The sequence below is a fragment of the Martelella alba genome (assembly GCF_005217455.1).
Classification (GTDB): domain Bacteria; phylum Pseudomonadota; class Gammaproteobacteria; order Enterobacterales; family Enterobacteriaceae; genus Acerihabitans.
The window spans coordinates 1-12,106 of sequence record NZ_SZPQ01000037.1 but is presented as its reverse complement, the minus strand read 5'-3'; the positions used below and the strand labels follow the sequence as shown (position 1 = coordinate 12,106).

Sequence of the window (12,106 nt, the reverse complement as noted above, 5' to 3'; positions counted from 1 at the left end):
GGGTGGAATTCCGGTGCGCAAACGTTTTCTTTTTCTGATAGAATGCGCCGCGAACCCGTTGACGGGACCTATGGCCGAGGAATGCGGGTATGAACTGGATTGACTATGCCATTATCGGCATTATCGCTTTTTCGGCCTTGGTAAGTCTGATTCGCGGGTTTATCCGAGAGGCGTTATCCTTAATAACCTGGGGATGTGCTTTTTTTGTCGCCAGTCATTATTATGTCTATCTCGCCGTTTACTTCACCCGTTTTGAAGACGAGCTGGTTCGCAACGGTATCGCGATTGCCCTGTTGTTCGTGGCGACCCTGATTGTCGGGGCAATCGTCAATTACGTGCTTGGCTCTTTGGTGGAACGGACCGGTTTATCCGGCACCGACCGTGTGCTGGGGGTGTGCTTTGGTGCGCTCAGGGGCATATTGATCGTTGCGGCGATCTTATTCTTTCTGGATACCTTCACCGGTTTTTCCCAAAGCAACGACTGGCGGCAGTCCCAACTGATACCGCAGTTCAGCGGTATCATCAGATGGTTCTTCGACTATCTGTCCAGCACGTCGAGTTTTTTGCCGAGGCATTAACCGCCCCGGCTGCGCTGATGAGGAAATGACAACATGTGCGGTATTGTCGGTATCGCCGGTTTTATGCCGGTAAACCAGTCTATCTATGACGCATTAACGGTGCTTCAGCACCGTGGGCAGGACGCCGCGGGTATCGTGACTATCGATGCTTTAAACTGTTTTCGTTTGCGTAAAGCCAACGGTCTGGTGAAAGACGTGTTCGAGGCGCGGCACATGCAGCGTCTGCAAGGCAACATTGGGATAGGCCATGTCCGCTATCCCACCGCCGGCAGTTCGAGCGCGTCCGAGGCCCAGCCCTTTTATGTCAATTCTCCCTTCGGTATCACGCTGGCCCACAACGGCAATCTGACCAACGCCCATGAATTGCGCGAAAAGCTATTCGAAAAGGGACGGCGTCATATCAACACTACCTCCGATTCAGAAATCCTGTTGAATATCTTCGCCACCGAACTGGATCGTTTCCCCGATTACCCGCTGGAAGCGGACAATATTTTTGCCGCCGTCGCCGCGACGCATCAGCAGATTCGCGGCGCATACGCCGTGGTGGGCATGATCATCGGACACGGGCTGGTGGCGTTTCGCGACCCTAACGGCATCCGGCCGCTGGTGATTGGCAAACGCACGCTGCCGGACGGCCGCAACGAATATATGGTCGCCTCCGAAAGCGTGGCGCTGGATACGCTGGGCTTTGAATTCCTGCGCGATGTGGCGCCGGGGGAGGCGGTGTATATCACCGAGAAAGGCCAACTGTTCACGCGCCAATGCGCGGAAAATCCGCAAAACCATCCCTGTCTGTTCGAATACGTGTATTTCGCTCGTCCGGATTCGTTTATCGATAAGGTTTCCGTTTACAGCGCCCGGGTACGCATGGGACAGAAACTGGGCGAAAAAATCGCCCGGGAATGGGAAGACCTGGATATCGACGTGGTTATCCCCATTCCGGAAACCTCTTGCGATATCGCCTTGGAAATCGCGCGCATTCTCAACAGGCCCTATCGTCAGGGTTTCGTGAAAAACCGCTACGTCGGGCGCACTTTTATCATGCCCGGCCAGCAAGTTCGGCGCAAATCGGTGCGCCGCAAGCTCAACGCCAACCGCGCCGAGTTCCGCGACAAGAATGTCCTGCTGGTGGATGACTCCATCGTGCGCGGCACCACGTCCGAACAAATCGTCGAAATGGCGCGCGAGGCCGGAGCCCGCCATGTGTATCTGGCCTCCGCGGCGCCGGAGATACGTTTCCCCAATGTCTATGGCATAGACATGCCCAGCGCCACCGAACTTATCGCTCACGGGCGGGAAGTGGACGAAATCCGCCAACTGATAGGCGCCGATGCGCTTATTTTCCAAGATTTGCACGATCTCGAAGACGCGGTGCGCGAAGACAATCCGGATATCGCTCAGTTCGAATCGTCGGTTTTTAACGGCATTTATGTGACACGGGACGTGGATCAGCGTTACCTGGATTACCTCGAATCGTTGCGCAGCGATGACGCCAAAGCGATTCGAATGCAAAATGAAGTGGAAAATCTGGAAATGTACAACGAAGGTTGACTGCGGCCGCGGCGCGTGGATTTTGGGCGGACGCGCCGTCCAGCGGTATGATGCGGCGCGGTAATCTTTCGCACCCGGCGGCGGCCTTGCGCGCCGGGTGTTTTTGTATTCGGACCGCTTCTTGCGGGCCACTCGGAGCCCTCCTATGAAACGACTGATCGTGGGCATGACCGGCGCCAGCGGCGCCATTTACGGCGTGCGTCTGCTAGAGGTGCTGCGCCAGGTACCGGAGGTGGAAACGCATCTCGTCCTGAGCAATGCCGCCCGCCAGACGCTGGCGCTGGAAAGCGACTACAACGTGCGCGATTTGCAGGCGCTGGCCGATGTCACGCATGACTGCCGCGATATCGCCGCCAGTATCAGTTCCGGATCCTTTAAAACCGCCGGTATGGCCGTGGTGCCCTGTTCAATGAAAACCTTGTCGGCCATCGTCAACAGTTATACCGACGGCCTGCTGGCCAGAGCGGCGGACGTGGCGCTGAAAGAACGCCGCACCCTGGTGCTGTGCGTGCGAGAAACGCCGCTGCATTTGGGACACTTGCGTTTGATGACCGCCGCCGCGGAGATGGGCGCCATCATCATGCCGCCGGTGCCGGCTTTCTATCACCGGCCTTCCTCGTTGACGGAGGTTATTGATCAGACGGTCAACCGCGTACTGGATCAATTTGATATCGCGCTGCCCCAGGATTTGTTCCAGCGCTGGCAGGGCGGCCATCATTAACCGGACCCTCCATACCCTCCTAACGCTGCGTCATGGCGCGTTCTGGTAACATTGCACCAATTATGATCATGCTATGTGTTCTTTTGGTGCGGCCGTTGCGGGCTTTTTCGCCAACCGTCGCGGCCTGCTGGTCATCCCGCCGTCCGGGGGGATCGATACGGCTAACGCAGCATCAAGGAAAAGCCGCCCGGTGGTCGCAACGGTCGCCGGCCGGTTAAAATGGCATGAAATGTGCAATTCTTCACGCTGAAAACATCACACAGTTTTACCTAACATAAAAATATTCTGAGGGTAATGTATGAAAAAGCTGGTCAAAGTTCTTCCCATTCTGTTTGCGCTGGCCTCCGCAGGAAGCGTTTTTGCGGCGGTGCCGAAAAACATCAAAATCGGCACCGATCCCACCTATGCGCCGTTCGAATCCAAAGATTCCAGCGGAAAGCTGGTCGGTTTCGACATCGATTTGGCAAAGGATCTGTGCAAACGGATCAAGGCGAAATGCACTTTTGTGGAAAGCGATTTTGACGCCCTTATTCCGTCCCTGAAAGCCAAGAAAATCGACGCCATTATCTCCTCCATGTCGATTACTGAAAAACGCCAGCAGGAAATCGACTTTACCGACAAGCTGTATGCCGCCGACGCGCGTCTGATTGCCAAAGCCGGCAGCAATATCACCCCAACGGTGGAAAGCCTGAAAGGCAAACATGTGGGCGTTTTGCAGGGCTCGACCCAGGAAGCCTACGCCAATGCCAATTGGCAGCCCAAAGGAATTGACGTGGTGGCCTATCAGAATCAGGATCAAATCTATTCCGACCTGACCGCCGGTCGTCTCGATGCGGCATTCCAGGATGAAGTGGCCGGCAGCGAGGGCTTCCTCAAGCAACCCGCCGGTAAAGGTTATGCGTTCGCCGGTCCGTCGGTCAAAGACGATAAATTCTTCGGCGTCGGCACCGGTATGGGGCTGCGTAAAGACGAAACCGATCTGAAAAACGCGCTGAACAAGGCCTTCGCCGATATGCGGAAAGACGGCACTTACAATAAATTGGCCAAGAAATACTTTGATTTCGACGTTTACGGCGGTTAATCCTGTCATTCTTGTGTCCGTCCGCGTTGCGGGCGGACAGGTTCCAATATCCTCCGCCAGGACAGGATAGGCTGATGTTCTACGGTTACGCACAACTGATTTTCAATGGCGCCCTGGTCACACTGGAGTTGGCAGTGGGGTCGGTATTGCTCTCGGTGGCGATAGGCCTGATAGGCGCCGGTGCGAAGCTTTCCCGCAACCGCCCCTTGGCGGCCGCTTTCAATGGCTACACCACGCTTATTCGCGGCGTGCCCGATCTGGTGCTGATGCTGCTGATATTCTATGGCTTGCAAATCGCGCTCAATAATGTCACTGAAGCCTTGGGCATGGATCAAATCGACATCGACCCGATGGGCGCCGGCATGATCACGCTGGGATTTATCTACGGCGCCTATTTCACCGAAACTTTTCGCGGTGCTTTTCTGGCGGTGCCGAAAGGGCAAATCGAAGCGGCGGTCGCTTTCGGATTGTCCGGCGGCCAGGTTTTCCGCCGGATCCTGTTCCCCGCCATGATGCGTTTCGCCTTGCCCGGTATCGGCAACAATTGGCAGGTCATCCTCAAGGCCACCGCGCTGGTCTCGCTGCTGGGTCTTGAAGATGTGGTCAAAGCCACGCAATTGGCCGGGAAGGGCACTTACCATCCATTCTATTTCGCCATTGTGGCCGGCGTGGTGTATCTGATTTTCACCACGGTGTCCAACGGCGTGCTGTTATGGCTGACACGGCGTTACTCGTTGGGTGTTAAAAAGGCCGAGTTATGATTGAACTTCTTCAGCAGTACGGCCATGCATTACTATGGAGCGATGGTTATCGTTTCACCGGACTGGCCATTACCTTGTGGCTGCTGGTCTCGTCGGTGGCGATGGGCGGCGTTCTGGCGGTCCTCCTCGCGGTGGCGCGGGTATCGTCCTTGCCTTGGGTCAGCTATCCGGTCTGGCTGTTCACCTACATTTTTCGCGGCACGCCGCTGTACGTGCAGTTGCTGGTATTTTATTCCGGCGTCTACAGCCTGGAAATTATCCGGGGCAACGATTTGCTAAACGCTTTTTTCCGCAGCGGCATGAATTGCACCGTATTGGCGCTCACACTGAACACCTGCGCCTACACCACGGAAATTTTCGCCGGCGCCATCCGTTCGGTGCCCCATGGCGAAATCGAGGCCGCGCGCGCGTATGGCTTCAACCGGTTCAAGCTCTATCGCTGCATTATTCTGCCGTCGGCCTTGCGCATTGCGCTGCCGGCCTACAGTAACGAAGTGATTCTGATGCTGCATTCCACGGCGCTGGCCTTTACCGCCACCGTGCCGGACGTGCTGAAAATCGCCCGCGATATCAATGCGGCCACCTATCAGCCGTTTTATGCCTTCGGCATCGCCGCAATCATCTATCTGGTGGTCTCTTTTGTGCTGATAAGCTTGTTCAGGCAAGCTGAGAAACGCTGGTTGCGGCATGTCAAACCGCAGTGATCCCGCCAGGCGCATACAACAGGTTAACGCTATGCAAGAGACAAAATTATTGATTCAGGAATTGCACAAACGTTACGGAGACCTCGAAGTGCTAAAAGGGGTTTCTCTGGAAGCGCGGGCAGGGGATGTCATCAGTATTATCGGGTCATCGGGGTCCGGCAAAAGCACCTTTCTGCGTTGCATCAATTTTCTGGAAAAACCCAGCGAAGGCTCCATTAGCGTCAACAATGTGGAAATTCACATGGTGCGCGATCGCGATGGGCAATTAAAAGTGTTTGATAAAAAGCAGCTACAGTTGCTGCGTACCCGGCTGACCATGGTATTCCAGCATTTCAACCTGTGGAGCCACATGACGGTGTTGGAAAACGTCATGGAAGCGCCGGTGCAGGTACTGGGCCTCAGCAAAACCGAAGCCCGCGAGCGGGCGGTATATTATCTGGACAAGGTCGGCATCGACGAACGCGCCCGGGCCAAGTACCCCGTCAATCTCTCCGGCGGCCAGCAACAGCGGGTATCCATTGCCCGCGCGCTGGCGATGGAACCGGAAGTGCTGCTGTTCGACGAACCCACCTCGGCGCTGGATCCGGAATTGGTGGGCGAAGTCCTGCGGATCATGCAAAAACTGGCGGAAGAAGGGAAAACCATGGTGGTGGTCACGCACGAAATGGAATTCGCCCGCCACGTCTCCAGCCATGTGATCTTCCTTCATCAGGGTGTCATCGAGGAGGAAGGCACGCCGGCCGAAGTCTTCGGCAACCCCAAGAGTCCCCGCTTGCAGCAGTTTTTGTCCGGCGCGTTGAAATAACCCCGGTCAGGCAGAGGCGACAATATCGGTCAAGGCATCTTTAAGATCGCTATAGCGGAAGGTAAAACCGGCCTCTTCCAGGCGTTTGGGCACCGCGCGCTGGCCGCCCAGCAGCAGGTCAGCGCCTTCGCCGAGCATAATTTTCACCGCTCTGGCCGGTACCCGCATCATCGCCGGGCGGAACAACACTTCACCGAGAAGTGCCGCGAATTGCTCATTATGTACCGGATAAGGGGCCGTCATATTGAACGGCCCGCGTAAATTGTCGGTGGTCAACAGGTATAGCAGGGCATTCACCATATCGTCCACATGAATCCAGGGCAGGAATTGCCGCCCGTCGCCAATGGGACCGCCCAAACCGAGCTTATACAGCGGCAAAACCTTTTGCAGCATTCCGCCGTCGGCCGCCATGACGATTCCGGTACGCGATAGGCATACCCGGGTGTGATCGCTGGCGGCCGCCAATGCCAAATCTTCCCAGCGCTGACATAACTGATGGGCGAAATCGTCCACCGGGGTTTCATCCTCGGTAACCAGATGCTGCCCCTGATCACCGTAATATCCGGTGGCGGAACCGGAGATAAAGACCGCTGGCGGCCGATTGCTTTGCCGGATGAGGCGACTAAGCTGTTCGGTGATATTCCAGCGACTCTGGCACAGCAGTTCCTTGTGCTCCGGCGTCCAGCGCCTATCCGCGATGGGTTCGCCGGCCAGATTGATGACCGCGTCAATACCATCCAGGGCGGCGCACGAGGAAAGCGAGCTCAACGTCGTAATCGTGCCGCCCAGTTTCTGATGCGCGCGTTGGGGATCGCGGGTCAACACCGTGATTTCATGAGACAGCGCCAATAGCCGGGCAATCAGATGCCGACCTATCAGTCCGGTACCGCCGGTAACCAAAATCTTCATAGTTTTCCCTCGCTTTCCACCCGCCGCGGCTATGGGCCGTTCATTGTTCAATGATAGGTCATAACGCGGCGGAAATAAGTGAGGCGGCTGTATTCATTGAGAATCTCTTGTTGCCCATCAGGAAAAAAATGCCGCCCGAAAAAAGGCCTCCCTCATACCGGCGACAAACAAGTCGTTATTCTGCCGCCGGAGGGTAGACGCGTCGCACCGCCGGACGATCCCCGATCAGGGCCAGCCAACGTCCCACCGCCGGATAATCGGTCAAATCGACCCGTTGCCGTTCATGCGCCGCGGCCCATGGGTAAGTGGCGATGTCGGCAATGCTGTACTGGTCGCCGCCCAGGTATTCATGCTGTTGCAATTCCCGATCCAGTACGCCGTACAGCCGCACGGTTTCCCGCTGGAAGCGTTCCATGGCATAAGGTACCGGCTTAGGCGCAAAATGGTTAAAATGGTGGTTCTGCCCCAGCATAGGGCCAAATCCGGCCACCTGCCAAAACAGCCATTGCAATGTGGCCTGGCGTTCGCGCCAGTCGCGGGAAAGCAATTTACCGGTTTTTTCCGCCAAATAAAGCAAGATGGCGCCCGATTCAAACAAACTCAGCGGCGCACCGCCATCCGCCGGCGAATGATCAACGATAGCCGGAATCTTGTTGTTGGGCGAGATGGCCAGAAAGGCCGGGGCAAACTGTTCATTGGCCGAAATATTCACGGGACAGAGCCGGTAGGGCAGGCCGGTTTCTTCCAAAAAGAGCATAATTTTGCGCCCGTTAGGGGTTGGCGCGTAATAGAGATCGATCATGTTTCTTCCTATAGCTGGCAATGTTTCTATCACTGTATACCCGTCGTCTTTCAAGCGATAGCATTGTTGGCCGCGCGCGCCGCCAACAAAGAGGCAACGTGAAGTATGACGAGTATAGACGGGTTACCCGCGCGGGGAAGTTTGTTAAGCTTAAGACATTGACGTGCTTTACGAGGAAAAAGCGATGAAGTTGCTGATGGCTTCCGATATTCACGGTTCCCTGACGGCCGCCAGGCAAATCCTGTCCCTGTTCGACCGCTGCGGGGCCGACTGGCTTATCCTGCTCGGTGATTTGCTTTATCATGGCCCGCGCAATCCCTTGCCGGCGGAATATCGGCCGGCGGAAGTGGCGGCGGCGTTGAACGCCTGTGCCGATCGCATTATCGCGGTACGCGGCAACTGCGACAGCGAAGTCGATCAGATGATGCTGTCCTTTCCCATAACGGCGCCCTGGCAACAGGTGCTGCTGGAACGGTCCCGTCTGTTTTTGACCCACGGACACCTCTATTCTCCCACGGCGCGACCGCCTCTGCGCCCCGGCGATATCCTGGCCTATGGCCATACCCATATTCCTCAGGCCGAGCGGCTGGATGATATTATTTGTTTCAATCCCGGCTCGGTCAGTATGCCTAAAGGGGGCTTCGCCCCCAGCTATGGCATCCTTGAACAGAATACCTTGCGGGTCGTTTCACTGGTGTCATCTGAAACTATTGCAGAAGTCACGATTAACCACTAATTTATGTCAAACCTTGGCTAAAATTTTTCATTTTTTACATTAATAGGTTCGAGACGCTCAGCGTCTTCTAACAAGGGATTCGACAGATGGTGCAAGAGATTCAGACCGCGGTGACGGAATGGGTGGATATTGTCAGCGAGAATAACGATGTCATCGCCCAGGCCACCCGTCAGCAGATGCGTGCCGAGCGGCTAAGGCATCGCGCCAGCTATATCGTGGTCCATGATGGTATGGGGAATATTCTGGTACAGCGCCGTACCGCCAACAAAGATTTCTACCCCGGCTATCTGGACGCCACCGCCGGCGGCGTGGTGCAAAGCGGCGAAAACATGCTGGAATCGGCCCGTCGCGAAGCGGAGGAAGAACTCGGCATCGCCGGCGTGCCGTTTGCCGATCACGGTATGTTTTATTTCGAAAACGAGCATTGCCGGGTGTGGGGCGCCTTGTTCAGTTGCGTCAGCCATGGCCCGTTCGCCTTGCAGGCTGAAGAGGTCGAAGAGGTCACCTGGCTGCGGCCCGAGGACATCACCGCCCGTTGCGACGAATTCACCCCGGATTCGCTGAAAGCGCTGTCCTTGTGGATGAGCCGCAACGCTTCGCTTTCCTATGGCAAACCGGCCGTCGCCGGGGATGACCGCGCCGCCGAATAACGGCGAGGTATGACGATACGCGCCATAAGGGCCGGCTTGGCTTGGGCCAAGCATAAACGCGCTTCCCGCGCTAACGGTCATGGACGCGCTCCCCGTCGGGTTTACCGGCGCGGGTCCGTTTGTTCAATGGACTGGCAAGGGGGCATCAAATACTGGCCCTTTTGCACAAGGTGGCCGCAACGGCGGCTACCGGTCGCCATGGTTCGTCGTTGAGCCGGGCCAGTAAGGCTTCGCCGGCTAGAATGCCGATTTCCCGGTGGGGTACCGTTATGGTGGTTAAAGGCGGCTGACAGACCGTGCTCACATCGCTGTTGCCAAAGCCGGCCACCGCCAGTTGTTCCGGCACCTTGATATGTCGGCGCTGGCATTCGTACAGGACGCCGCAGGCCAGTTCGTCGGACAGGCAAATCAACGCATCCATCTCCGGCCAGGCCAGCAGCAGCTCGGGCAATTGCTGCGCGCCGGTGCTAAACGTCGCCGGAAGCGCGGCATTCAGTACCCGCTGGGGCGACATATGGTTGCGCAGCATTGTCTTGTTCCAGCCCTGCAAGAACTGCTGAAACAGCCACTGTTCCTGGTTGGCGCACAGCAGTCCGATGTTCTGGTAGCCTTTATCCAGGACGGTCTGGGTGAGCTTACCCATGGCCTGCGCAATATCGATGCCGATATTCATATCCAGCGGATCCTGGCGAACCGCGCCGATTTCAATGACCGGAATATGGGCGCCGGCAAGCCAGCCGCGCGTATCGTCGCTGTGCTCTACACTCAGCAGTACCGCCGCCGCCAGATTATAGGCCAGCAGGGTCTCCAGCAGTTTTCCCTCCCGCTCGGGACTGTGCCGGGTCTCGGCCAGCATGATCTGATAGCCGGCCGGTTGCAATACCTTTTGCAGGCCGGCGAACATCTCCGCGCAGCCCGGCTCCAGCAGACTGGGCACCAGCATGGCGATGGTATAAGACGACGCCGAGGCCAGCGAGCTGGCCGCCAGATTGGGTAAATAGCCTAATTCCTGGATAGCGGCGTCGATTTTATCGCGCAGCTTATCCGAAACTTGCTCCGGTTTGCGCAGCGCCCGGGAAACCGTCATGGTTCCCACGCCGGCGAGCTGCGCCACATCCGCGATAGTGACCCTGCCGGTGCCGCGTCTTTTTTTTATGATGGACATGCACAATCCTACCCATGGGCGCCCGCCGGGACGCCGGCGGGCGCAAGCACAACATAAACCGTTCGTCGAACGATAACGCCAAATGATGCAATGCTGCCTGAATTCCGCCCCCGTAGGCATGATCCAGGCGGCCGGCCTGAACCCGGTTGGCGCGGAGAAACCACAGCGCGCACGCGGTACGCGAAGAAGTCGGGCGCGGACCGGGTTTAAACAGCCAGTGAAACAACCCTAATGGGAACGGTCCCTAGTGTAACCCGCGTCAAACTTTAGGCATATACCCCTTCTAACCTCGACAGAGTGGGGGGCATTTGTTTTTGATAGCGCTATCACAAAACGGTCATTGCTCTCTTTGATAGCGCTATCTTTGGGAGATAAATCACAGTTAGCGGGCGTGGGCTTCATTAAAGTCCCTGTCAATGGATGGATTCTCACCGAATATCCTGGGTTTTGGGGAAGGTATGCCATCCGCGGTAATGCCCGGGCGGCGCTTGGGCGTCGCCGGTATGCCGGCAACGCGGGGCGTGTCGATAATGCGGATACCCCGATTCGCCGGCAAACAATCCCGGAGGCGCCATGCTAAACGACTGGTTAACCGAAAAGACTATTCAACTGGCAGATCGGGTGGCGGACTGGCAGGCGGCGGTGGCGCGGGTTGCGCAACCGCTCCTGACCGGGGGAATCATCAGCGCCGGTTATGTGGCGGCCATCTACCGCCGGCACGGGGAACTGGGGCCATATTACGTTTTGGCGCCAGGTATCGCCATGCCGCATGCCCGTCCGGAGGACGGCGCGCTGGCGCTGGGCTTATCGCTGTTATGCGTCAAACAGGGCGTCGTGTTTCATTCCGTCGAGAATGACCCGGTCTATCTGCTGGTCATGCTGGCCGCGCCGGATAAACACAGCCACGTTAAACTGATTGCCGAACTGGCGGCATTGTTTGCTGATGAACAGGCGGTGAACGCGATACGGCAAGCGGATACGATTGCGGCGATAGCGCAGACTATCGCCGGTTGCAGCGTCAAACCCCAGACGAGCAAATAATGTTAACGACACTTGCATCATTCAAGCGGCGTCGCGACGGCAAGTGAGCAAACGCCCAGACGCAGAGACGGCGTTGCGACCGGGGTGAGCAAACACGGTCAACCGAATTATCCAACACCTGAGGATGCCAAGCATTGTCCGGATCCAAATTGACAAGTAAAACAGTCCTAATAGGGTAGGCAGTTCAACGTGGAATAATTTATCAAGGGTGGTTGACATGAAAATCATGGCTATTTGCGGTTCGGGACTGGGCAGCAGTTTAATGATGGAAATGAATATAAAAAAAGTGTTGAAAAAAATGTCCATCGAAGCCGAGGTGGAACATTCCGATCTGTCGTCGGCCATTCCGGGCGCGGCCGATGTTTTCGTGATGGCCAAAGACATTGCTTATAGCGCCAGGGTGCCGGAAAAACAATTGGTGATATTAAGTAATATTGTGGATATTAATGAATTGGAAAGCAAACTACACATTTTTTTTCAAGAGCACGCTAAATAATGCACAGTGTTAACGCTAGATAAGCCGTTATTGAGTAGGCCCCCTGCGAAACCAGACAGTAGAAGTCTCTTAACTTAAGAGATAGGCTTGGATACATGTCTAACAC

14 protein-coding genes are annotated in these 12,106 nt (G+C 56.3%); 11 read left to right on the top strand and 3 right to left on the bottom strand.

What is annotated here, in order from left to right; genetic code table 11:
• Positions 1-89: 89 nt before the first annotated feature.
• The 7 genes from cvpA to hisP all read left to right on the top strand — a co-directional run bounded on the left by cvpA (position 90) and on the right by hisP (position 6,201).
• The gene (cvpA, locus tag FCN80_RS20115) at positions 90-578 is read left to right on the top strand and encodes a colicin V production protein (protein WP_136992108.1); all 489 of its coding nucleotides are present in this window, start codon (positions 90-92) and stop codon (positions 576-578) included.
• A gap of 33 nt (positions 579-611) precedes the next feature.
• Positions 612-2,129 carry an amidophosphoribosyltransferase gene (gene purF, locus FCN80_RS20110; protein ID WP_136992107.1) on the top strand — a complete coding sequence of 506 codons (1,518 nt, stop codon included), beginning with the start codon at positions 612-614 and terminating at the stop codon, positions 2,127-2,129.
• Between the two features lie 121 nt (positions 2,130-2,250).
• Positions 2,251-2,850 (top strand): UbiX family flavin prenyltransferase, encoded by a 600-nt coding sequence (locus FCN80_RS20105; protein ID WP_373880356.1) that lies wholly within the window; start codon positions 2,251-2,253, stop codon positions 2,848-2,850.
• A gap of 298 nt (positions 2,851-3,148) precedes the next feature.
• Positions 3,149-3,931, top strand: a complete 783-nt coding sequence (gene hisJ, locus FCN80_RS20100; RefSeq protein ID WP_136992104.1) for a histidine ABC transporter substrate-binding protein HisJ — start codon at positions 3,149-3,151, stop codon at positions 3,929-3,931.
• A 74-nt stretch (positions 3,932-4,005) separates the two neighbouring features.
• Positions 4,006-4,692: a histidine ABC transporter permease HisQ gene (locus tag FCN80_RS20095; protein ID WP_136992102.1), complete on the top strand. Its 687-nt coding sequence runs from the start codon at positions 4,006-4,008 to the stop codon at positions 4,690-4,692.
• Positions 4,689-5,396, top strand: a complete 708-nt coding sequence (locus FCN80_RS20090; protein WP_136992100.1) for an ABC transporter permease — start codon at positions 4,689-4,691, stop codon at positions 5,394-5,396. The genes FCN80_RS20095 and FCN80_RS20090 overlap by 4 nt, the downstream gene beginning before the upstream one ends.
• A 31-nt stretch (positions 5,397-5,427) precedes the next feature.
• Entirely contained in the window at positions 5,428-6,201 is a 774-nt protein-coding gene (hisP, locus tag FCN80_RS20085) for a histidine ABC transporter ATP-binding protein HisP (protein ID WP_136992098.1), read from the top strand.
• A gap of 6 nt (positions 6,202-6,207) precedes the next feature.
• Here the strand turns inward: hisP and FCN80_RS20080 are convergent, their stop codons facing one another.
• Positions 6,208-7,110 (bottom strand): TIGR01777 family oxidoreductase, encoded by a 903-nt coding sequence (locus FCN80_RS20080; protein ID WP_136992096.1) that lies wholly within the window; start codon positions 7,108-7,110, stop codon positions 6,208-6,210.
• A gap of 175 nt (positions 7,111-7,285) precedes the next feature.
• Positions 7,286-7,912 carry a glutathione S-transferase N-terminal domain-containing protein gene (locus tag FCN80_RS20075; protein ID WP_136992095.1) on the bottom strand — a complete coding sequence of 209 codons (627 nt, stop codon included), beginning with the start codon at positions 7,910-7,912 and terminating at the stop codon, positions 7,286-7,288.
• 184 nt (positions 7,913-8,096) lie between these two features.
• On the opposite strand from FCN80_RS20075, the gene yfcE reads away from it, so the two are divergent.
• Together yfcE and yfcD are read left to right on the top strand one after the other, a co-directional pair.
• On the top strand, positions 8,097-8,648 hold the full coding sequence (yfcE, locus tag FCN80_RS20070) for a phosphodiesterase (protein WP_136992093.1): 552 nt from the start codon (positions 8,097-8,099) through the stop codon (positions 8,646-8,648).
• 86 nt (positions 8,649-8,734) lie between these two features.
• Complete coding sequence (gene yfcD / locus FCN80_RS20065; protein ID WP_136992091.1) at positions 8,735-9,298, top strand: NUDIX hydrolase YfcD; 564 nt, start codon at positions 8,735-8,737, stop codon at positions 9,296-9,298.
• Positions 9,299-9,443: 145 nt separating this feature from the next.
• Here the strand turns inward: yfcD and FCN80_RS20060 are convergent, their stop codons facing one another.
• On the bottom strand, positions 9,444-10,463 hold the full coding sequence (locus FCN80_RS20060; protein ID WP_136992089.1) for a LacI family DNA-binding transcriptional regulator: 1,020 nt from the start codon (positions 10,461-10,463) through the stop codon (positions 9,444-9,446).
• Between the two features lie 573 nt (positions 10,464-11,036).
• Here FCN80_RS20060 and FCN80_RS20055 point away from each other — a divergent pair.
• Together FCN80_RS20055 and FCN80_RS20050 are read left to right on the top strand one after the other, a co-directional pair.
• Positions 11,037-11,504 carry a PTS sugar transporter subunit IIA gene (locus tag FCN80_RS20055; protein WP_136992087.1) on the top strand — a complete coding sequence of 156 codons (468 nt, stop codon included), beginning with the start codon at positions 11,037-11,039 and terminating at the stop codon, positions 11,502-11,504.
• A 217-nt stretch (positions 11,505-11,721) separates the two neighbouring features.
• Positions 11,722-12,000, top strand: coding sequence for a PTS sugar transporter subunit IIB (locus tag FCN80_RS20050; RefSeq protein WP_136992086.1), 279 nt, complete (start codon positions 11,722-11,724; stop codon positions 11,998-12,000).
• Positions 12,001-12,106 lie beyond the last annotated feature (106 nt).